Genomic DNA, 19657 nt, shown 5'->3' on the forward strand with positions numbered 1-19657 from the left:
GCAAAGCACCTAACATGATATCAAGATAGGATATTTTCGGGAACTGGCAGATTGAGGGCGTTTAGATGTTACAAGCTGCTCTAAAATTAGTATTCGTTTTTGCTTTCTTTTTGCTTTCTAGCATCCAATCTGTTTCCGCTAACCCGCTTGGCCTGAGGCCCGACGAACGTAACGCATCCATCAAGCCAACCACTAAGAACGGTGAAACGACTTTCGGGCTTCGATACGGTGAATGCTCATCAAGATCGTATAGTGGAGATCGGACCGAAAACGACTGCAAGAACGGTAATATACGCTCAAGCCTAAAAAAGAAATGGGTGCGTGTTGGTAGTACAGTTAGGTACAGCTTTGATTTTTGGGTTGACCCAAGCATAGCGTACGCAGGTTGGAAAAACTCGAATGCAAAGGGATTTTTGCCCGGAGCTTGGGATACACGCCTTCGAATTGCTGCCTGGCTGGGCGACGGGAAGCACAATTACCTATACCTTTTGAAACTCGACAAACGCTACGGTGTTCGCTTCGTTGGCAAGACATGCGCGAGCCCAAGCGACTTCGGGAAGTGGATTCCGTTTGAAATGACTGTCAAATGGTCGCGCACGAACGACGGGACCATGACCGTAAAATGCAACGGAAAAGTAATCTATCACGTCTCGGGGAAACCTACGACGGTTTCGACGCCACATTGCTACATAACAAACCTATGTAACCCCAAGCTTAATAACAATCCCGGACAAATAGGCTTTGAAATGGGCTTGGTGATGCAGGGATTCGGCCCAGATTGGCAGCGCTGGGGGTATTCGACGCCATTCACACCCTTCAACGGCAGCATCGTCGCGAAGTTTCGAAATGTGAAAATGAAGAGAGTCCGAATAAACTAACAGGCCGGAATGAACTGGTTACTTCGTTGCACCCGAACCGAATTGTCATGGTTTCAAGTTTTTCTATTCACACCTGACAAACTCAAACGTCGGCTTTCATCCGCATAGCATCCATTGAAAAAAGCGCTCAAGGGTTCATCTCCGGCCTGACCGGATACCGATCGCCTTTCTCATCAATCAGGATCAACCGTTCTCCACTGCGCACGTACAGATCACAGCGACTGAATCCGTTGCGATAGGCGATACAGACGCTGCCGTCTTCGGCAATGGAATAGGTGCCAAAGGCCGCGTCGCCGCTGGCGTAGGTATAGGAGTAGGCACCTCCGGCCGAGAATGCAGCCTGACCGTCGTCGTAGAAAGTGAACGTCTGACCCGCCAACGCGTCCAGCTCTTCGACCGACAAGGGGATGTCTCCGGGCTTGGTGGGCCAGTCGGCGGCGCTGGCGGGGCCAGCGATCAGCAGGGCGAGGATCAGATATCGGGTCATACCGCGACCCTATCGTGAAAGACCCGCAACAGGCGTCACGATGCAGTGAGCTGTCAGGCGACCATCTGTTCGGCCTTCTTCAGGTCGACCGAGACTAGTTGGCTGACACCTTGTTCCTGCATGGTCACGCCGAACAGCCGGTCCATCCTTGCCATCGTCACCGCGTGGTGGGTGATGATCAGGAACCGCGTGTCGGTCTGGCGGCACATCTCGTCCAGCAGGTCGCAGAAGCGTGTCACGTTGGCGTCGTCCAGCGGCGCGTCGACCTCATCCAACACGCAGATCGGGGCCGGATTGGCGAGGAATACGCCAAAGATCAGCGCGGTCGCCGTCAGAGTTTGCTCCCCACCCGACAACAGGCTGAGGGTCGAGAGCTTCTTGCCCGGCGGCTGGCACATGATCTCAAGTCCGGCATCCAGCGGGTCATCGCTTTCGACCATGACCAGATTGGCCTCGCCGCCGCCAAACAGGTGCTTGAATAGCATGGCGAAGTTCGAATTCACCTGTTCAAACGCGGTCAGCAGACGCTCGCGCCCTTCGCGGTTGAGGCTGGCAATACCGCTGCGCAGCGCCTTGATCGCCTCTTCCAGATCAGCCTTTTCACCGTTCAGCGTGTCGAATTCCTCCTGAACCCCTTTGCTGTCTTCTTCGGCGCGCAGGTTCACCGCGCCCATCGCGTCGCGCTGACGTTTGTGGCGGTTGACCTCGGCCTCAAGCGCGTCGGCGGCGGGCATCTGGTCGGGGTTTACGTCCAACTGATTCAACAACTGGTTCGGGGTCAGTTGCTGATCTTCGGCAATGCGTTCAGCCGCCGCGGTCACCCCTTCTTTGGCGGCATCACACCGTGCCTCGGCAGCCGCTCGGGTCTCGCGGGCTTCGGACGCGACGCGCTCTGCATCCCGCTCGGCCATGACAACTTCGCGCTGCTGGGTTTCGGCCAGAGCCAGCTTATCCAAAGCCTCGGCCCGACGCGCTTCGGCCGTTTCAATCAACTCGTTGAGTTCTTCGCGCGCCTCGGCAATTTCACCGGGGGCGGCCATGGCTTCGGACAGCTCGTCTTCCGAGCTTTCCTTGCGCTCTGCCAGTTCCGAAATTCGCTTCTCGGCACTGTCCAGACGGTGCCGCCACCCGCTCAGGTCTTTGGTCACCTCTTGTGTGCGCCGGGTTCGGGCCTCTCCTTCGCGGCGCAGCTCATCATGGGTCGAACGGTGGGTCAGCATCGTGATCCGCGCGGCCTCGACTGTCTGTTTGATGTCCTCAACCTGCGCGCGGGCGCTGTCCAGATCACCCAAACCGGTCAGCGCACCCTCGGCCTCGCGCAGTTGGGCGCGGGCAGACATGGCGTCTTCCTTGTGGCGGTCGACGGCAAGGGTCAAAGTCTCAAGCTTGCCCTGTGCCAGATTGCGGTCGGCCTCGGCCCGGCTGAGTTGCCGAGCAGTTTCCGCCATACGCTGATCAGCAGCACGGCGGGCTTCACGCGCTCGGCGGTCCGCTTCGGTGACATCGGCCAGTTGCTGCGACAGGGCCTCATGCGCCGCGCGTGCACCGTCGGCTTGCGCTTCGGTCCGGGCCAATTCCTGTTTCAGCGCTTCCAGCTTGTTCAGTTGCTCCAACCGAAGGGCAGCCGCGCTTGGCGCGTCCTCGGCCCAGGCCCGGAACCCGTCCCAGCGCCACAAATCGCCCGAGCGCGACACCAGACGTTGCCCTGGTTGCAGCGAGGCCTGCAACCGCGCACCTTGTTCTGCGTCGACCAACCCGATCTGAGCAATCCGGCGGCTCAGACGGTCCGGCCCTGAGACATGCAGCGCCAGCGGCTCTGCGCCGTCTGGCAGGGGCTGATCGGCATCGTATCCGGCAACCTGAACCCAGCCGGACGGTCCGTCACCTTCGACTAGAGGCGCGCGCAGATCATCGGCCAGCGCCGCACCCAGCGCCTTTTCGTAACCCGGTGCCACGCGCAGCAGGTCAAGCACCTGCCCGCCTTCGGCCGTGTCACGTTCGACCAGTTTCGCAAGGGCCGCGGTTTCGGCGCGAATGGCGCCAAGCTCACCTTCAGCTTCGGACCGTTGGGCACGGGCCTCGGCCTCTCGGGCCTGTGTTTCGGTGCGCAACTCATCCGCAGCGGCCAGGGCTTCTTCGGCGGCCTCAGCAGATTCTCGGGCTTCTTCCTCACTCTCATGAGCGGCCTCGAACGCGTCGGTTGCGCGGCTTAGTGCGTCACGGGCTTCGTCCACCGCGACACGGGCTTTTTCTTCTTCACCCTCAGACCGGGCCAGCGTCTTGCGGCTGTCCTCAACCAAACGCTGCGCCGACTGGTGCCGGGCGACAAGACGGGCCATATCCTCGGTTTCCTGCGAGAGGTGATCCTCGCGGTCCTGCAGGACAGACGCCGCCTCGCGCGCAATCTCGGCGGCTTCGGCGACTTTCTCGTCATGTCCTTCGGCGGCCTTGGCAAGCTCTCTCGCCTCCCACTCCAACCGTTCGATCATCTGACCTGCGTCGCGGTTCAGACCGGCCTCACGCTCAATATCGTTACCCAACTGCTGAATGCGGTTGGTCAGGGTTTCGATCGTCTGCCGCGCGCGTGTTTCCTGGTCGGCCAGTTGATCGCGCTGCACCTGCTGGCGTTGCAACACGGCAGCGGCAATCGCCTCTTCCTCGCGTAGAGGGGGCAGAGTTTCCTCGATCTCGGCGCGCTTGGCCGCTGCTTCACGCGCTTCGGCCTCGGCGCGGGACGCCTCGGTAATACGCTCGCGCAGCTTTTCCTCTGCCTGCTGGCGGGCCAAGTCAGCCTCTTTCCAGCGACGATACAGAAGCATCCCCTCGGCCTGCCGCAACTGTTCGCCAATCTCGCGATACCGGGCAGCCTGGCGCGCTTGTCGGGCCAACTGTGCAAGCTGCGTTCCAAGCTGTTCCAGCACGTCATCGACGCGCGTCAGATTGGATTCAGTACCTTTCAGCTTCAACTCGGCCTCGTGCCGACGCTGGTACAGACCGGAGATCCCCGCAGCCTCTTCCAGGATACGCCGACGCGCGCGAGGTTTGGCGTTGATCAATTCGGCGATGCGGTTCTGACCCACAAGCGCGGGTGAATGCGCGCCGGTCGAGGCATCCGCGAACAGCATCTGCACATCACGCGCCCGCACGTCCTTGCCATTGGTCTTATAGGCGCTGCCCACATCGCGGGTGATACGGCGTACGATCTCAAGCTGATCGGTGTCATTGAACCCTGACGGGGCCAGTCGTTCCGAGTTGTCCATGGTCAAAACAACTTCGGCAAAGTTGCGAGCGGGACGTGTGGCCGCCCCCGCAAAAATCACATCCTCCATCGCGCCACCGCGCATGGATTTGGGGCGGTTTTCCCCCATCACCCAACGCAAAGCTTCCAGGAGATTGGACTTGCCGCAGCCATTTGGACCCACAACTCCGGTCAACCCGTCCGCGATGATCAGGTCGGTCGGATCAACAAAGCTTTTGAAGCCGGTGAGTTTGAGTTTGCTAAAGCGCAAAGGCGACGGGTCCCATGATTCCTATATCTGGAAGTCTGCGCAACAGATTGGGGCTGAGTCAACGAGGTTGCGCAGGATATGGGATATCGGCATGAGTTATCCACAATATCTTGCTGATTTCCGCCGGTCACAGCCTGTATCAATAGGGCGTACACTCAAAAACCTGATAACCGTCGTCACCTGAACTTTCATAGGTGCCAAAATCAATACATTCGTAGTTTGGCACCGAAATCGAGGTCAATAACAAGCGTTCACCAGCCTGACGGTCACACCCCAAAACGCCGACGGTGACAGCCGCATCGCCAAGAACATCAAGAATCGGGCAGCCAGATACCTGTGCCATCGCAAGGGCTGCGCGATCGCGGATTGGGCCCAAGCGCGGGGCATATTGCGTGTTGATCCGCACCGCCTCGGCCAACTCTCCTCTCACGCGTACGTCAAAAACGCTGCCGTTGACAGCAATACGAGTGGCCGGAACATCGCGGAATTGCGGTGTGCCAGCCGAACAAGCGGCCAACATCAGCAGCAAAGTCAGAAGCCGTTTCATACCCCGATCAATGGCCGGAATTGGTTAACAGACCCTTATTGCGCATTCAGGCCTGCAAGACCTCACCCAAGCGACGTATACCTTCACGAATTGTCGCCTCGTCCGAATTTGAAAAGCTCAAACGGATTGTGTTTGCACCCGAGCCATCTGGGAAAAATGCCTGACCCGGAACAAAGGCCACTTTGACCATTTCCAAAGCGCGGGACAGCAATGCGGCACCATCAGTACCAACAGGCAGCGTCAGCCAGACAAACATCCCCCCTTCGGGCTTCGTCCATTCCACCCCATCCGGCATGTATTCTTCCAACGCATCCAGCATCGCTCCCCGACGCGCGCCGTAAGTCTGTCGCAGCATTGGGATATGCGTGTCGAAACACGCCCGAGCCGCTTGGTCGATCGCCATTTGGTTAATGGTCGCCGAGTGAAGATCAGCAGCCTGCTTCATCAGCACCAGTTGGGAGATCACGGGTTTGGCCGCAACAACCCACCCGACCCTAAGACCCGGGGACAGCGTCTTGGAGAAACTACCGCAATAGATTGTGCGACAGTCTTCGATCGACCCTTTCCGCGCCAGTTCCAGTGCCAAAATAGGAGGGATCGCTTTCCCTTCGTATCGCAGCGCCTGATACGCCCCGTCCTCGATCACGGCGCAAGTCAAGTCCTCAGCAAGATCCAGCAAAGCCTCGCGGCCCCGCAAATCCATGGTCTCGCCCGTTGGGTTGGCGAAATCCGGAGACAGGTAGGCAAACTTGACCCTGCCGGCCCCGGCAGCGGCGGCGTATTCGTCAACACCCCGGTTGCCATTGACGTTTAGCCGGTCGAACCTTGGCTCATAGGCGTTGAACGCAGCCAGCGCGCCCAGATATGTCGGCCAACCAACAAGCGCCGTATCGCCGGGCGACAGGTAAAGCTTACCCAAATAGTCCAACGCTTGCTGTGACCCGGATGTGATCAGGATGTTGTCGATGTCGCAGACAACGCCGATCTCGCGCATGTGGTCGACAAGCCATTCACGTAACGGGGCATAGCCTTCGCTGACCGAATACTGCAGGGCCTGCGCCTGTTTTTCTGGACCAAGCGCAACCTGAAAAGCCTGCGAGAATGCGTCTGCGGGAAACAAGGCCGGGTCCGGAATTCCGCCTGCAAAGGAAATGATTCCGGGCTGATCTAGCAGCTTCAGCAATTCGCGAATTTCCGACGCCTTCATGCGCGACGCCCGCGTTGCAAACAACTCGTGGTTGGTCATGAGCCTCCTCCGCTCTTGAATGGGTGAACACTAGTGACTCACACATTAATGTCAATATTGCTGACCTAATGTTTTGAACCCTGTGATCTGCTCTTCTTGAACCGCCCCGCAAACCGTGGTCATATGATTTGACCAATTCTCAAAACGACATCCTCATGCCCTTTCAAAAAGTTCAGACCGAAAAGCTCTCAATAGCGGTGGTGCGGCAAATCGAATTGCTGATCCTGCGAGGCATCCTACGCCCCGGCGAGCGCCTTCCGGCCGAGCGTGAACTGGCCGAACGACTGGGCGTGTCCCGTCCATCCCTGCGCGAAGCAATATCCGAACTGCAGGACCAAGGCCTGCTGACCGCAAAAGCCGGATCCGGCATCTATGTGGCCGAGGTTTTGGGATCGGCCTTTTCCCCCGCCCTGATCCGACTGTTCAGCAGCCATGATGAGGCGGTTTCGGACTATCTGTCTTTCCGCCGGGATATGGAGGGGTTGGCAGCCGAGCGCGCGGCGCGACTGGGGTCGGAAAGCGATTTGAAGGTCGTTCAGACGATCTTTGACAAAATGGAAGCCGCCCACACGCGCAATGCCCCGGAAGACGAAGCGCATCTGGACGCCCAGTTTCATATGGCCATCATCGACGCAAGCCATAACGTCGTGATGCTGCACATGATGCGATCCATGTTTGACTTGCTGCGGCAAGGTGTTTTCTACAATCGCCAAATGATGTTCAACCAGCGCACCACGCGCGAGGCTATTCTAGATCAGCACCGAGACATCAACGCCGCGCTTCAGGCCCGCGATCCGGAAGGTGCCAGAGAAGCAGTACATCGTCACCTGAGCTTTGTGCGGCAATGTATGGAAGACCACCAGAAGGCCCTCCGTAACGAGGCGATCGCGCAGCAAAGGCTGGATCACGAAACCGGACAGGCTTAAGGGCGCTTTGGTGCGTTTCCGAGCAGCTTTAAAGTCACACGCGGACTGACAGGCCGGCACGAGACTTCGGCTAATCGCTGGACCTTTTGCCGAAAGTTAGACATCTAGTGCCGGTAGACCCCGAACCCGTGTGGGAACCCTGATTATCAACATGTCCAAACTTACTTTCGGCCTGAACAGCAAAGATGACCCCTGCATAATTGTGGCCAGCAATGGCAGATCGGGCAGTACGCTAATGTTTGACGCGCTTTGGGTGGCCTGCAAGCGTCGCCGCTGGTTCCGAAAACCAAAGGCAGGGTTTGAACCGGAATTGGCAACGGCTGAATTGCCTGCGGGATCTCTGATCAAGACCCATGATTTTCCGGCTGGCCTGAAGGGCCGCGAAAACGTCAAGGTTCTGTTCTGTTTTGGCCCCACGAAAGACTCTGCCCTTTCCGTCTATTCCGCGTTGGAGAGATTTGGGCGTGATTGGGTAGACCAGCACTTTGAACACCTTCACGCCAAGGGGACATTCGATGATCTGTTCGAATTTGATGTTCTCAATCAGGTCGAACAGATGAGGCGATGGGGCACGTTTCAGGATGTCCCTGTTCTGTGCCTCAGCTACGATGCGATCTGGCGCAGACAAGAAGATGTCCAAGATTTTCTGGGATTGAAGTTCACTTTGCCAGAGCGGGCTGAACGGGCGCGCAAGTCTATCCCTGACGAAGTTTTGGCGAAGGCTGCTCAGGTTTATGACCCCATCGACAGGGCACTGGCGGATTTGCCGGAATTGTTTGTGGCCTCGCCGGATTACGAAAGCGCCCTCAGCAAGTTGCCGGGGTAATGAGTGGCAATACCGCATCCGAACTCTGACAAACAAAAAACCCGGCTCTACGGCCGGGTTTCTTGTTCGGATTGCGCAACAGCTTAGTGCAGCTTTTCGCCCACATCGGCGATTGCCGCGTCGATAAGCTTGTTGGCTTGCGTAGCAGTCATCTGTTTGGCCAGAACCGTGTTTGCTGCGGAAACTGCAACGGTGATGGCCTGATCACGGACTTCTTTCACAGCCGAAGCCTCAGCCGATGCAATCTGATCCTGCGCAGCCGCCAGGCGGCGTGCGATGGATTTTTCCAGATCGACCTTGGCTTGTTCAGCAGCCAGAGCCGCGTCGTCCTTGGCCGCCGCAACGATAGCGTCTGCCTGCGTTTGCACTTCACGCTGCTTACGCTCATACGAGGCAAGCAGGCTGCGCGCTTCTTCATGCAGGGCGCGGGCTTCGTCCAGTTCGGACTTGATGCCCTCGGCACGGTTGTCCAACGCGCCACCGATCATGCCGGGGACCTTGAAATAGAACAGAACCGCGATGAACACGATGAAGCCCAGAAGGACCACAAAATCCGTGTTGCCAAGCGAGAAGAACGGACCTTTGGCCGCAAACGCCGGGCTAGCTGCACCGACGGTCAGGATAAGGGCAAGAGTATTCCGCATGTCACTTATCCTTTCGTCTGCGCGTCAATTGCACTGTCGATGGCTTTGGCATCCGCCTCGCCGCCCAGTGCAGTAACCAGTTCAGCCGCCGTATCCTTGGCAACCACTTGAATGCTTTCCAGCGCACCTGCACGGATTTCGGCAATTGCCTTTTCCGATTCAGCCGCCTTTGCAGCGATTTCCGCGTCCGCCTTGGCAATCGCGTCATCCAGACCGGACTGAATTTCAGCACGGGCTTCCGCTGCGATACGCTGTGCCTCAGAACGGGCATCGGCCAGCGCCTTGTTATAGGCCTCTTCTGCCTCGACCGCCTTGGCCTTCAGATCTTCGGCCGCAGCCAGGTCATTTGTAATGGTCCCCTGACGTTCAGCCAGGATTGCCGCGATGCGGGGCAGAGCCACGCGAGACAGGACCAGAAAGATGACGACCAGCGTAATGACCAGCCAGAAAATCTGGTTGGGGAACCAATCGAAGCAGAGCTGCGGCATCCCGATGGCAGAGCCATAGGAGTCGACGCACGAGCCAGCTACCTCTTTTGTAAGGGGTTCAGTCGCCATGATATCCTCCGTCGGAAACTTGTCTTTACAACAGGTGGACCGCTATGGCTTGGGCCCACCTGCGCGTAAGGATCAGGTTCCGCAGATTATACGGCGAACATCAGCAGCAGCGAGACCAGGAATGCGAAGATCCCCAGGGCTTCTGCGAATGCGATACCGATGAAGAGGGTTGCGGTCTGCGAAGCAGCCGCCGAAGGGTTGCGCAGGGCGCCGGCCAGGAAGTTGCCTGCTACGTTGCCCACCCCGATTGCGGCTGCGCCGGAACCGATTGCTGCCAGGCCTGCGCCGATGTGTGCGAGATCGCCTTCCATGATGTATCTCCTTACGAATTGGAAGTTTCGATGTTGGGTGTTCGGACCTTAGTGCGACGGATGCAGCGCATCTTTCAGATAAACACAGGTCAGAATGGTGAAAACGTAGGCCTGAATGAAGGCCACCAGGACCTCGAGGCCATACATTGCGGTGATCGCCAGAACGGACACGGGTGAGATCACGGCGACCGCAGCGAAGCCTGCGAACACCTTGATCACCGCGTGGCCTGCCATGACGTTACCGGCAAGACGAATGGAGTGGCTGACGGGGCGCACGAAGTACGAGATCAGCTCGATGATCGCCAGGATCGGGCGCAGCGCCAGAGGCGCACTGGAGACCCAGAACAGGCCCAGGAACGCGGCACCGTTTTTGACAAAGCCCAGAACGGTCACGGTCAGGAACACGGCCAGCGCCAGCGGGATAGTGACCGCGAAATGCGAGGTTGTGGTGAACGAGGTCGGGATCAGGCCCAGGAAGTTGGCGCAGACAATGAACATGAACAGGGTCATGACATAAGGGAAGAACTTGACGCCTTCCTTGCCGCAGATGTCTTCCAGCATCTTGTAGACGAAACCGTAGGTCAATTCTGCGACCGACTGCATACGTGTCGGAACAATCGCGCGCTTTGATGTCGGCAGAACCAGCAGCAGAACAACCGCAGCGATCGCAAAGAACAGCCACAGGGTCACGTTGGTGATCGTGAACATACCAACAGCGCCATCGCCAAACAGCGGTTTGACGATGAACTGATCCATCGGGTGGAATACCAGGCTGCTGCCTTCTGCTGCGGTGGTCTCAGTTGCCACGTTCAGTCCCTCTCGTCCTTCTCGGCAGCCGTCGCCGCCGCTTGTTTCTCTTGAACCTCTTTCGCGCTGCGGAGCATAACCTTCACGCCCGCGACAAGGCCCAGCAATGTGAACAGCACCAGAAAGATCGGGATCGTCCCGAGCAGGCTGTCCAGCCCGTATCCAATGCCAAATCCGATCCCCAGACCGGATACCATTTCGATGACCATCCTCCAGGCAAGCTCGCCGCCGGATATGTCACTGTCTGCGCGCTTGGGTGGCTCTTTGGCCTTTTTCGCCGCGTCGATCTTGGCCTCAAGCTGCGCCATACGCTGCTTTTGGTCATCATCAGTCACGGGCGTTTCCTTCGCACAGTCTTGGGTAGGGTGCTAAGGGGCACGGCGCGCAGAGTCAACGGCATTGAACGCTCGGATAAGACCAATTTAAGTATTTGTTTTTAATTCATTTTCCTTCACGCCACCAGCCTAACACGTCAGCCGCACCTGACGACTTGCGCTCAAAACCGCTGAAATCGCATATTCAACCAAATGGTTGACCAAACCCGGGCGCTGTGGTTCAGCGGAACCATGTCCAACGATCTCGATACCGTCTTTGCTGCCCTCGCCGATCCCACGCGCCGCACAATCCTTGCCATGCTGCTTGAGGACGACATGGCCGTGACCGACGTGGCAGAGCCGTTCGAGATGTCGCTGGCTGCGATCTCGAAACATCTGGTGATCCTGACCAAGGCCGGGTTGATCAGTCAGGAAAAACGCGGTCGGGTAAAGTGGTGTAAGCTTGAGCCCGACGCGCTGCGCGCGGCGTCGGTCTGGATGCAGGGGTTTGGACAGTTCGAGCCGGTAAACCTAGACGCGTTCGAACGGTTCCTCGAAGTCGAGCTACCGACTGCAAAAGAATAACGCAGTCACCGCACGACAAAGACGGAAACGCGGGCGTGCTTGGCCAGATACCCGGCGTGGCTTGATAGGATATAATCCATGATACGGGGCGCATGTGTGCCGACCACGATCAGGTCCGCACCGATGTCTTCCGCTGCCTTGGCCAGATCTGCATCCACCTCGATCGCGACGTCAACCGAATGGATATTTTGAAAGGCGACTTCTGTGCCGCTGTTCTTGGCCAGATGATCCGCAAATTCCCGTAGGTTATCGCCGATTGTGGCGTCTGTTTGGACGGGGTCACCGGGCTGGGTTCCCGTGACGCTCACAACTGTGATCTTGGCACCTTGCCACTTGGCAATTTCGGCGGCGACATTTGCGGCCTTGCGAACCTCGGGCGGCAAATGCAGGTCAACCGGAAACATGATGTGGTTATACATGGTGCAACCCTCCTTGGCCCGAGCATAGGAAAACCCGCATGTATCAGCTTTGATCTGCCTCAAGAGCGGGCTTTGCATCAGGTACCTCGTCCGGACGCAACAGCATGAGCAACGCGGCACAGGTCAGAACCACACCAACCAGGATCAATGCAGCCGGGACACCATTTCCAAGCGCAATTTCCCACAGGATCACCCAACTGGGCACAAGATACGTGTAGGCCATCACTTTAGCGGACGGCAGGCGCAGGGCCGAGAACTGAACCAGCACAAAACTAGCCGCCGTGGCAAAAATCGAGACGTACAGCAATCCGGCCCAAACGATCATTGGCAGGTTTGCCCAATCGGTTGCACGAATGTCGGACCAGCCATACAGCGTCAGCATCAGGCACCCTGCCAATATCGTACCAAATGCAAACACGACCGCCGGTTCACCACGGTTGAGCTTGCGCACCATAGGTGTGTAGATCGCATGCGCGACGCACCCCCAGAAATAGATGATTTCTCCGGTCCCGATCTGGAAGGCCGTAAATGCCTGCCAATCCGCCCTGAAAATAACCCACAGCGCGCCGACTGCCCCGATGGTAAGCGCCAACGCCATTCGGGGTGTGGTCACTTGTCGAAGCAAAACCCAGCCCGCCACGGCGGACAGAACCGGCGTCAGGGTAAAGACGGCTGCAGCACTGACAGGTGGGGCTGTTTTCAGGCCATGGAACATAAGAACGAAATAGGTGGCAAATAGCCCGCCCAGCACCAGATAGCGCCAGGGCGCTCGTGCTGCGCTGCGCGGCAGACCGGTTGTCAAAAGCGCAGCAACCCCGATCACTACCGCAGCAATTGCGAACCGTGCCGCCGTAACCACCTCGGGGGCAATTTTGTTGGCGATCATGGAACCCAATGAGAAACTGCCCGCAACCAACGCTGAAAAAATAAGCATGGCCAAATGGCCACGGGCTTGCGGGCTCATGGCAACCAACTTTTGGATTGTTCTTTCAAAAAGGTCAGGAACGCCTGCACCTTGGTCGTGCGATGCAGGTCAACATGAGTGACTAGCCACAAATTGCCGAACCATTCCGGCATCGGCTTAATGACCTCGACCAGACTCGGATCGCGGGCGGCCTCCCACCGGGCCATGAAACCTATACCTGCGCCGGACAGCACTGCCTCGCGAATGCAAAAGTTGTTCGTGCAGCGGAACGTGATCCGTTCGACCGGCACTGTCTGGCGTAACCAGCGTGAAAACGGAGCGCGGCTGTTTTCATCATCCGTGCTGACGAAGTAGTGGTTTGCAAAATCCTCGATGGTCGCCGGCTTGCCGTATCGGTCAATATAATCCCTACTGGCATAGAGACCGACTTCCTGCGTGATGAAAGGTTGCACAACATTGTCTGGCTGATCAGGGGCCGAGCCCGCACGGATGGCCACATGCGCCTCGCCGTATTCCAATCGAAACAACCTGTCGCCCGTCAGGTAGCGCACGATCAGGTCCGGGTGCACGCGTTGAAACTCGCTCAGGACCGGAACGACCAAGGGTGCCAAAGAAGACAGTGACGTTACAACCAACTCGCCCGACACATCATCCCCGCGACCTTTCATGCGCCCGACCAGTTGGTTGAACTGATCTTCGGTTGCCTGCGCGACGCGCAGCAGGTCTTCCCCGGCCTCAGTGGGGGTGTAGCCCCGCGCATGACGCTGGAACAGTTTGATCCCCAACCGCGCCTCGATTGCATCGATATGCCGGATGACCGTGGCATGATGCACACCCAGTATTTCGGCCGCGCCGCTGACCGTACCCATCCGCGCGACCTGATAGGCGGTTCTCACCTCATCCCAATTGTCCATTGCATCGGTTCCATTGTGCAAATTTCAACATTCACTGTTGGAGTATCAGAGTTTTGTTCGTAGACGCAACAATCATATTGGGATCAGAGCGAAAAACCTTACTCAATCAGGACTGAACCCAATGACCAAGACCATCCTGCACATAGACGCCTCGGCCCGCCGCGAAGGATCTACCACCCGTGACTTGTCCGACCGGATCGTGAAACACCTGAACGCCGGACGTATCATTCGCCGTGATCTGGCGACTCCGCTGCCGCTTTTGACCGAGGACTGGATTGCTGCGAACTTTACCCCAGCCGATCAGCGCGACGAAGTTCAGCGTGACCAACTTTCCCTGTCTGACGATCTAGTAGCAGAGTTGCAGCAGGCGGATACGATCGTCATCGGCCTACCGATCTATAACTTCTCGGTCCCGGCGGCCTTCAAAGCTTGGATAGACCTTGTTGCCAGGGTTGGATTGACCTTTTCCTATACCGAGAACGGCCCCAAAGGCCTATTGGAAGGCAAACGCGCTGTACTGGCCATCGCGTCGGGCGGAACGGCTGTGGGGTCAGACATAGACTTTGCCACTGACTATGCCAAACACGTGCTGGGCTTTATCGGCATTCACACTGTCGATGTTATTGCCGCTGATCAGATGGCACTGGACGCCGAAGCCACGCTGGACAACGCGCGTCAGGCTGTTTCAGAACTGGCCGCCTGATTGACCTCTGGTCTTTACATATTCAAACGTCCAGTCTGCAATTGAACACGATTGCGCAGACTGGACGTTTATTATGAAGAAAGTCGGAATTTTGGGCGGTGTGGGCTGGGCCTCAACCGTTGATTATTACAGGGCCATCGCGCAAGGCGCCGGGCAGTATTTTGCAGAGCGTGGTTATGGATCCCCCCTGCCGATCCCGCCCATGACAATCGAATCCGTCACACAGTCCAAGACCCGCTCATTGAGAGGCGTCGCCGGGGATGAGGAAAGCTGGGCCGCCTTTGACGCCGTCTTTCGCGATGCCTTGCTGACACTGGAACATGCGGGTTGCGATTTCGGCATTATCGCCTCCAACACGCCGCACATGCGCCTGCACGCGATCCGGCAGGGCGTTTCCATGCCGATCCTCAGTATCTTCGACGCCGCAGCCGAAGCAACCGCCGCAACCGAAGCCACGCAGGCCCTGGTTCTGGGCACGACTGTTACGATGCAGGCATCGAACTATGCCGATAGGTTGGCCAAGGCCCAGATTAATGCCAACGCGCCCCTGCCGGACGCCGAGATTGCCGAGATGCAGAATATGATCGACACGGATTTCTACGGCGGCGCAACAGAAACGGCGCGGGCCCGGCTGGTGGCCTATTGCAACAAACACGCCAAGCCCGGAACCGCGATCCTACTGGCCTGCACCGAACTGCCGCTGGCCTTCCCCGACAATCTGGACGACGCCGTGTTCGAGGCGGACGGGCATTTATTCGTCAATCCCTCGGCAGCGCATGTCGCAGCAGCGTTAAAAGAGGCACTTGGAGCCTGATCAGGGCAGCCAAGTCACGTCACAGCCGATCCGGTCGAAAAACGCCATCAGGTCCCCGCGCGCCATTGCGATGGTGCGGTCGTTGACCAGCGGGTGCATATAGATCACGTCGGCCTGCTGCCCCGCTGCATCCATAAAGAACCGGACGTTGTTTTCCACACCGTTTATCATCGCCAGTGGGCTGACCGCGCCGGGCCGAATTCCAAGGTTCTGCATCAGCCGATCCGCCGAACCGAACGAAAGGTTCCCGACGCCCAGTTCCGCGCCCAACGCCTTAAGGTCTATGTCTCGGCTTTGTTCCAACGTCACCAGATAGTTCCGCTTTTTCTTATCGCGCAGATAAAGGTTTTTCAGGCGCAGCGCGTTCTCACCGGGGACCATGAACTGATCTTCAACCGCCTTTGACTCCTCCACCGTGCGCAGAGGGACATGGGTGTGCAGCCTGTAGGCCAGCTCCCACTCATCCAATTTGGCCAGCAACGCGTCAGAGCTGAGCGGCAATGTATCCTGAAAGGCAGATGAGGCGTCCATGATACTCTCCTGAATTTTTTGCGCTCATCGCGTACCGTGGCGGTAATTTCAAGCCACGACAGCATGGGATTTCAATGTTAGCGTCCGGCCATGAAAGTGACGCGCAAGACACCAAACCAACTGATCCTGTCCAACAGGCCGTGGCTGATTGGCATTATGCTGGTCTTCTTCATTCTCTGCTTTGTCGGGGCTGGCCTGTCGATGATTGCCGAAGGCGACTGGTCCGGCATTTTCGTCGCGCTGTTTGGCGGCGGCATGGGATTTATTGCGTTCTGCGTATTTGTTCGCCGCGTGCAGGTCATTCTGGACCGCAACACAGACAGCATTCTGATCCGACGGCAATCCATCTTTGGCTATGAAACGGTCCGGCACGTGTTGTCCAACCTCTCACATGCCGAGGTCGAGACCACCACGTCGAACGGCAACAACGGCTCCAGCACGATGCACCGGCCCGTCTTGATCCTCGACCAAGGCATGAGCGCGGGACGCCACCCCATCGTCAGCGCCTATGTCAGCGGGCACGGGTCTCATCGGATGGTCGATGCCGTCAATGATTGGCTTCCGGCACGCGCGGTTGACTCTGACGATCAATCGGCCTAAAGCCCCTTCCAAACATCCGGAAGCGTCTGATCTTCCGGTCCCTTGAGTCGTTCAGGGATCGCCCCCCACCAGCGAGTTTCGCCCGTGGGGGCAATGCCATTTGGCATGACCTCTACGACAATGACTTAAGGGCAATTGTGAATTGAACCGGCGCTGCCTAACTAAGGGGTGCCACAGGACAACCGGCTAAGGAGGCCGAAGGCATGTTTGAAAATCTATCCGAACGCCTTTCTGGCGTCTTTGACCGGCTGACCAAACAGGGCGCGCTGTCTGAAGAAGACGTCAAGACCGCCCTGCGCGAAGTGCGCGTTGCGCTTCTTGAGGCCGATGTCTCGCTGCCGGTTGCACGTGAATTCGTCAAGAAGGTACAGGAACAGGCAACTGGTCAGGCCGTCACCAAGTCGATCACCCCCGGTCAGCAGGTCGTCAAGATCGTACATGACGCGCTGGTCGACACGCTGCGTGGCGAAGAAGACCCCGGCAAACTGAAGATCGACAACCCGCCCGCCCCGATCCTAATGGTCGGCCTGCAAGGCTCGGGTAAGACGACCACCACCGGTAAGCTGGCCAAGCGCCTGAAAGAGAAAGAGGGCAAGAAGGTCCTGATGGCCTCGCTCGACGTCTATCGCCCGGCGGCGATGGATCAGTTGGCCGTTCTGGGCACGCAGGTCGGCGTCGATACCCTGCCAATCGTGCCGGGCCAGAAACCCGTCGACATTGCCAAGCGTGCCAAACAGCAGGCGACGCTAGGCGGCTATGACGTCTACATGCTGGACACCGCGGGTCGACTGCATATCGACGAAGTCCTGATGGACGAGGTCGAGCAGGTCCGCAACGCGGTCGATCCACGCGAGACCTTGCTGGTCGTCGACGGTCTGACCGGTCAGGTCGCCGTTGAAGTCGCCGAAGAGTTCGACGCCAAGGTCGGCATCTCGGGCGTGGTCCTGACCCGTATGGACGGCGACGGGCGCGGTGGTGCGGCGCTGTCGATGCGCGCGGTCACTGGCAAGCCCATTCGCTTTGTCGGTCTGGGCGAAAAAATGGACGCGCTCGAAACCTTCGAGCCGGACCGGATCGCCGGTCGTATTCTGGGCATGGGCGACATCGTTGCCTTGGTAGAAAAGGCCCAGGAAACGATGGAGATGGAACAGACCGAGCGCATGATGAAGCGCATGGTCAAGGGTCAGTTCAACATGAACGACCTGAAAATGCAGCTAGAGCAGATGATCCAGATGGGCGGCATGCAGGGAATGATGGGCATGATGCCGGGCATGGGCAAAATGGCCAAGCAGGTCGAAGAAGCAGGCATGGACGACAAGGTGCTCAAGCGCCAGATCGCCATGATCCAGTCGATGACCAAACGCGAGCGCGCCAATCCGCAACTATTGCAGGCCAGCCGCAAAAAGCGGATCGCGGCAGGTTCGGGGATGGAAGTCAGCGACCTCAACAAGCTGCTCAAGATGCACCGGCAGATGTCGGACATGATGAAAAAGATGGGCAAGATGGGCAAAGGCAAGATGCTGAAACAGGCCATGAAAGGCATGTTCGGCAAAGGCGGCCCCTCGCCCGAGGAAATGGCTGCGGGCATGGACCCCAAGGCACTGGAACAGGCGGCAAAGGCGATGGGCAAGATGCCCGGCGGCATGCCTGGAATGGGTGGCGGCATGGCGCTGCCTCCGGGCCTCAGCGGCTTTGGGAAGAAGAAGTAAACTGTGACCGTCGCCCCCACCATAACCACTGCGCGCCTGACGCTGCGCCATCATCGGCTTGAGGATTTCAAGCCAATGGCTGCGCTATTCGCGTCGGAGTGGGCAAAGTATATGGGTGGGCCCATTTCAGATGACGAATTGTGGCGTTGGCTGGGTGCGGAAGTCACCAGTTGGCAATGGCTGGGCTATGGCAGTTGGGCCGTAGATCTGACCGAAACCGGCGAACTCATTGGGCAGGTTGGCGTCAACAAACCGCCGCGTTTCCCCGAAGTGGAATTGGGGTGGTGCATCTTCCCAGGCTTTGAGGGTCAAGGACTAGCGTTTGAGGCGGCTTGCGCGGCACGCGATTGGGCCTTTGAAAATACAGGGCTTAGCACGTTGGTCAGCTATATCGACAACGACAACGCGCGCTCGATTGCTTTGGCAAAACGTTTGGGTGCGATCGAAGACAAATCCTCAGCGCGCCCGGACCCTGCGGATGTTGTGTATCGCCATCCTCACCCGGATGAGCTGCAAGGCGGGATGGAGGCTTACGCATGACCTCTTTCACCATCCCCACTGTCGAGACCGATAATCTGATCCTGCGCGCCCCTCATCAAGACGATTTGCCTGCGATGACAGCATTCTTTGCATCCGAACGCAGCCGCATGGTCGGCGGCCCCAAGACGGCGCTGGAAACATGGCGTTCGTTCATGGGGCGGTTCGGGCACTGGGCGGTGCTGGGTTATGGCGGCTGGCATATCGTCGAGAAGGCCAGCAACGCGTTTGCGGGCTGGACCGGTATGATCAACGCGCCGGGCTGGGACGAACCCGAACTGGGTTGGGTCGTCATGGATGGGTTCGAAGGCAAAGGCATCGCTTTTGAAGCCGCAAAAGCTGCCCGCGCCTATGCCGCACGCCATCAGGGTTTGAACGCTCCGATCTCGTACATCGCCCATGACAATGACCGCTCGCGCGCGCTTGCGGAACGTCTTGGTGCCACGTACGAGCGCGAAGGCGAGGTTGTCGGCACCCCCTGCCAGGTTTGGCGGCACCCGAAACTCGATATTTCCGACCCTGCTTTGACGCCTGAGAGGACCGCCCAATGACCAACCCCGTGACACAGGCTGCCACGCTGTTGAAAGAGCATCGCGAAAGCATCGACCGGCTGGATGCGATCCTTGTCTATACGCTGGGCGAGCGGTTCAAGCACACGCAGGCCGTTGGCAAGCTCAAGGCCGAACACGACCTTCCCCCGTCCGATCCCACGCGCGAAGCCGCGCAGATCGCTCGGTTAGAAGACCTGGCGAAAGAGGCCGATCTGGACCCTGACTTCGCCAAGGCTTTTCTGAATTTCATCATTCAGGAAGTCATCCGACACCACCGGAAACATCAGGAATAACCCGTTTCCACAAATACCAAGAAT

At 58.1% G+C, this 19657-nt stretch carries 24 protein-coding genes; 11 read left to right on the forward strand and 13 right to left on the reverse strand.

Features of this window, described 5'->3' with window-relative positions:
* The first annotated feature begins 65 nt into the window (after positions 1-65).
* The gene (locus GOV87_RS17475) at positions 66-878 is read left to right on the forward strand and encodes a hypothetical protein (RefSeq protein ID WP_171212628.1); all 813 of its coding nucleotides are present in this window, start codon (positions 66-68) and stop codon (positions 876-878) included.
* 127 nt (positions 879-1005) lie between these two features.
* On the opposite strand, the gene GOV87_RS17480 is transcribed toward GOV87_RS17475, so the two are convergent.
* The 4 genes from GOV87_RS17480 to GOV87_RS17495 form a co-directional block, all read right to left on the reverse strand.
* Positions 1006-1365, reverse strand: coding sequence for a hypothetical protein (locus GOV87_RS17480; protein ID WP_171212629.1), 360 nt, complete (start codon positions 1363-1365; stop codon positions 1006-1008).
* Positions 1366-1418: 53 nt separating this feature from the next.
* Entirely contained in the window at positions 1419-4874 is a 3456-nt protein-coding gene (locus GOV87_RS17485; RefSeq protein ID WP_171212630.1) for a chromosome segregation SMC family protein, read from the reverse strand.
* 139 nt (positions 4875-5013) lie between these two features.
* Positions 5014-5421 (reverse strand): hypothetical protein, encoded by a 408-nt coding sequence (locus GOV87_RS17490; protein WP_171212631.1) that lies wholly within the window; start codon positions 5419-5421, stop codon positions 5014-5016.
* 46 nt (positions 5422-5467) lie between these two features.
* Positions 5468-6667 carry a PLP-dependent aminotransferase family protein gene (locus GOV87_RS17495; protein ID WP_171212632.1) on the reverse strand — a complete coding sequence of 400 codons (1200 nt, stop codon included), beginning with the start codon at positions 6665-6667 and terminating at the stop codon, positions 5468-5470.
* A 155-nt stretch (positions 6668-6822) separates the two neighbouring features.
* Here GOV87_RS17495 and GOV87_RS17500 point away from each other — a divergent pair, with 155 nt between their 5' ends.
* Positions 6823-7593 (forward strand): FCD domain-containing protein, encoded by a 771-nt coding sequence (locus GOV87_RS17500; protein ID WP_171126875.1) that lies wholly within the window; start codon positions 6823-6825, stop codon positions 7591-7593.
* 151 nt (positions 7594-7744) lie between these two features.
* On the forward strand, positions 7745-8419 hold the full coding sequence (locus GOV87_RS17505) for a hypothetical protein (protein ID WP_171126876.1): 675 nt from the start codon (positions 7745-7747) through the stop codon (positions 8417-8419).
* An 83-nt stretch (positions 8420-8502) separates the two neighbouring features.
* Here GOV87_RS17505 and GOV87_RS17510 read toward each other — a convergent pair whose 3' ends face one another.
* The 5 genes from GOV87_RS17510 to GOV87_RS17530 all read right to left on the reverse strand — a co-directional run bounded on the left by GOV87_RS17510 (position 8503) and on the right by GOV87_RS17530 (position 11073).
* Entirely contained in the window at positions 8503-9063 is a 561-nt protein-coding gene (locus GOV87_RS17510) for a F0F1 ATP synthase subunit B (protein WP_171125325.1), read from the reverse strand.
* 5 nt (positions 9064-9068) lie between these two features.
* Positions 9069-9620, reverse strand: coding sequence for a F0F1 ATP synthase subunit B' (locus tag GOV87_RS17515; protein ID WP_171125327.1), 552 nt, complete (start codon positions 9618-9620; stop codon positions 9069-9071).
* An 86-nt stretch (positions 9621-9706) separates the two neighbouring features.
* A complete protein-coding gene (locus tag GOV87_RS17520; protein WP_005981269.1) occupies positions 9707-9931 on the reverse strand; it encodes a F0F1 ATP synthase subunit C in 225 nt (74 codons plus the stop codon).
* 48 nt (positions 9932-9979) lie between these two features.
* Positions 9980-10738: a F0F1 ATP synthase subunit A gene (locus GOV87_RS17525; protein WP_171126877.1), complete on the reverse strand. Its 759-nt coding sequence runs from the start codon at positions 10736-10738 to the stop codon at positions 9980-9982.
* A gap of 2 nt (positions 10739-10740) precedes the next feature.
* Positions 10741-11073, reverse strand: coding sequence for an AtpZ/AtpI family protein (locus tag GOV87_RS17530; protein ID WP_171212633.1), 333 nt, complete (start codon positions 11071-11073; stop codon positions 10741-10743).
* Between the two features lie 231 nt (positions 11074-11304).
* Between GOV87_RS17530 and GOV87_RS17535 the strand changes: the two genes are divergently transcribed.
* Positions 11305-11637, forward strand: a complete 333-nt coding sequence (locus GOV87_RS17535) for a metalloregulator ArsR/SmtB family transcription factor (protein WP_171126939.1) — start codon at positions 11305-11307, stop codon at positions 11635-11637.
* Between the two features lie 5 nt (positions 11638-11642).
* On the opposite strand, the gene GOV87_RS17540 is transcribed toward GOV87_RS17535, so the two are convergent.
* The 3 genes from GOV87_RS17540 to GOV87_RS17550 are packed head-to-tail and all read right to left on the reverse strand — an operon-like array spanning position 11643 to position 13895.
* Positions 11643-12056 (reverse strand): universal stress protein, encoded by a 414-nt coding sequence (locus GOV87_RS17540; protein WP_171126879.1) that lies wholly within the window; start codon positions 12054-12056, stop codon positions 11643-11645.
* 43 nt (positions 12057-12099) lie between these two features.
* The gene (locus tag GOV87_RS17545) at positions 12100-13020 is read right to left on the reverse strand and encodes a DMT family transporter (protein ID WP_171212634.1); all 921 of its coding nucleotides are present in this window, start codon (positions 13018-13020) and stop codon (positions 12100-12102) included.
* A complete protein-coding gene (locus GOV87_RS17550) occupies positions 13017-13895 on the reverse strand; it encodes a LysR family transcriptional regulator (protein WP_171126881.1) in 879 nt (292 codons plus the stop codon). Before GOV87_RS17550 ends, GOV87_RS17545 begins: the two co-directional genes overlap by 4 nt.
* Before the next feature lie 121 nt (positions 13896-14016).
* Here GOV87_RS17550 and GOV87_RS17555 point away from each other — a divergent pair, with 121 nt between their 5' ends.
* Entirely contained in the window at positions 14017-14598 is a 582-nt protein-coding gene (locus tag GOV87_RS17555) for an FMN-dependent NADH-azoreductase (protein WP_171212635.1), read from the forward strand.
* A gap of 73 nt (positions 14599-14671) precedes the next feature.
* Positions 14672-15412: an aspartate/glutamate racemase family protein gene (locus GOV87_RS17560; protein WP_171212636.1), complete on the forward strand. Its 741-nt coding sequence runs from the start codon at positions 14672-14674 to the stop codon at positions 15410-15412.
* On the opposite strand, the gene GOV87_RS17565 is transcribed toward GOV87_RS17560, so the two are convergent.
* Positions 15413-15943 (reverse strand): prolyl-tRNA synthetase associated domain-containing protein, encoded by a 531-nt coding sequence (locus tag GOV87_RS17565; protein ID WP_171212637.1) that lies wholly within the window; start codon positions 15941-15943, stop codon positions 15413-15415.
* Positions 15944-16033: 90 nt separating this feature from the next.
* On the opposite strand from GOV87_RS17565, the gene GOV87_RS17570 reads away from it, so the two are divergent.
* The 5 genes from GOV87_RS17570 to GOV87_RS17590 all read left to right on the forward strand — a co-directional run bounded on the left by GOV87_RS17570 (position 16034) and on the right by GOV87_RS17590 (position 19633).
* A complete protein-coding gene (locus GOV87_RS17570) occupies positions 16034-16543 on the forward strand; it encodes a hypothetical protein (protein ID WP_171212638.1) in 510 nt (169 codons plus the stop codon).
* A 203-nt stretch (positions 16544-16746) separates the two neighbouring features.
* Positions 16747-18252, forward strand: coding sequence for a signal recognition particle protein (ffh, locus tag GOV87_RS17575; protein ID WP_170418150.1), 1506 nt, complete (start codon positions 16747-16749; stop codon positions 18250-18252).
* A gap of 3 nt (positions 18253-18255) precedes the next feature.
* Entirely contained in the window at positions 18256-18792 is a 537-nt protein-coding gene (locus GOV87_RS17580) for a GNAT family N-acetyltransferase (protein WP_171126886.1), read from the forward strand.
* Entirely contained in the window at positions 18789-19340 is a 552-nt protein-coding gene (locus GOV87_RS17585) for a GNAT family N-acetyltransferase (RefSeq protein ID WP_171125348.1), read from the forward strand. The genes GOV87_RS17580 and GOV87_RS17585 overlap by 4 nt, the downstream gene beginning before the upstream one ends.
* Complete coding sequence (locus tag GOV87_RS17590; RefSeq protein WP_170380494.1) at positions 19337-19633, forward strand: chorismate mutase; 297 nt, start codon at positions 19337-19339, stop codon at positions 19631-19633. Before GOV87_RS17585 ends, GOV87_RS17590 begins: the two co-directional genes overlap by 4 nt.
* Positions 19634-19657: the final 24 nt, after the last annotated feature.

It is taken from the genome of Ruegeria sp. HKCCA5426, assembly GCF_013034585.1.
GTDB lineage: Bacteria > Pseudomonadota > Alphaproteobacteria > Rhodobacterales > Rhodobacteraceae > Ruegeria.

Bases quoted from the DNA above. Each gene is read 5' to 3' on its own strand.
- GOV87_RS17475 (WP_171212628.1), top strand. From the start codon at position 66: ATGTTACAAGCTGCTCTAAAATTAGTATTCGTTTTTGCTTTCTTTTTG.
- GOV87_RS17590 (WP_170380494.1), top strand. From the start codon at position 19,337: ATGACCAACCCCGTGACACAGGCTGCCACGCTGTTGAAAGAGCATCGC.
- GOV87_RS17490 (WP_171212631.1), bottom strand. From the start codon at position 5,421: ATGAAACGGCTTCTGACTTTGCTGCTGATGTTGGCCGCTTGTTCGGCT.
- GOV87_RS17510 (WP_171125325.1), bottom strand. From the start codon at position 9,063: ATGCGGAATACTCTTGCCCTTATCCTGACCGTCGGTGCAGCTAGCCCG.
- GOV87_RS17550 (WP_171126881.1), bottom strand. From the start codon at position 13,895: ATGGACAATTGGGATGAGGTGAGAACCGCCTATCAGGTCGCGCGGATG.
- GOV87_RS17555 (WP_171212635.1), top strand. From the start codon at position 14,017: ATGACCAAGACCATCCTGCACATAGACGCCTCGGCCCGCCGCGAAGGA.
- GOV87_RS17545 (WP_171212634.1), bottom strand. From the start codon at position 13,020: ATGAGCCCGCAAGCCCGTGGCCATTTGGCCATGCTTATTTTTTCAGCG.
- GOV87_RS17520 (WP_005981269.1), bottom strand. From the start codon at position 9,931: ATGGAAGGCGATCTCGCACACATCGGCGCAGGCCTGGCAGCAATCGGT.
- GOV87_RS17570 (WP_171212638.1), top strand. From the start codon at position 16,034: ATGAAAGTGACGCGCAAGACACCAAACCAACTGATCCTGTCCAACAGG.
- GOV87_RS17515 (WP_171125327.1), bottom strand. From the start codon at position 9,620: ATGGCGACTGAACCCCTTACAAAAGAGGTAGCTGGCTCGTGCGTCGAC.
- GOV87_RS17535 (WP_171126939.1), top strand. From the start codon at position 11,305: ATGTCCAACGATCTCGATACCGTCTTTGCTGCCCTCGCCGATCCCACG.
- GOV87_RS17505 (WP_171126876.1), top strand. From the start codon at position 7,745: ATGTCCAAACTTACTTTCGGCCTGAACAGCAAAGATGACCCCTGCATA.
- GOV87_RS17560 (WP_171212636.1), top strand. From the start codon at position 14,672: ATGAAGAAAGTCGGAATTTTGGGCGGTGTGGGCTGGGCCTCAACCGTT.
- GOV87_RS17585 (WP_171125348.1), top strand. From the start codon at position 18,789: ATGACCTCTTTCACCATCCCCACTGTCGAGACCGATAATCTGATCCTG.
- ffh (WP_170418150.1), top strand. From the start codon at position 16,747: ATGTTTGAAAATCTATCCGAACGCCTTTCTGGCGTCTTTGACCGGCTG.
- GOV87_RS17495 (WP_171212632.1), bottom strand. From the start codon at position 6,667: ATGACCAACCACGAGTTGTTTGCAACGCGGGCGTCGCGCATGAAGGCG.
- GOV87_RS17500 (WP_171126875.1), top strand. From the start codon at position 6,823: ATGCCCTTTCAAAAAGTTCAGACCGAAAAGCTCTCAATAGCGGTGGTG.
- GOV87_RS17540 (WP_171126879.1), bottom strand. From the start codon at position 12,056: ATGTATAACCACATCATGTTTCCGGTTGACCTGCATTTGCCGCCCGAG.
- GOV87_RS17565 (WP_171212637.1), bottom strand. From the start codon at position 15,943: ATGGACGCCTCATCTGCCTTTCAGGATACATTGCCGCTCAGCTCTGAC.
- GOV87_RS17480 (WP_171212629.1), bottom strand. From the start codon at position 1,365: ATGACCCGATATCTGATCCTCGCCCTGCTGATCGCTGGCCCCGCCAGC.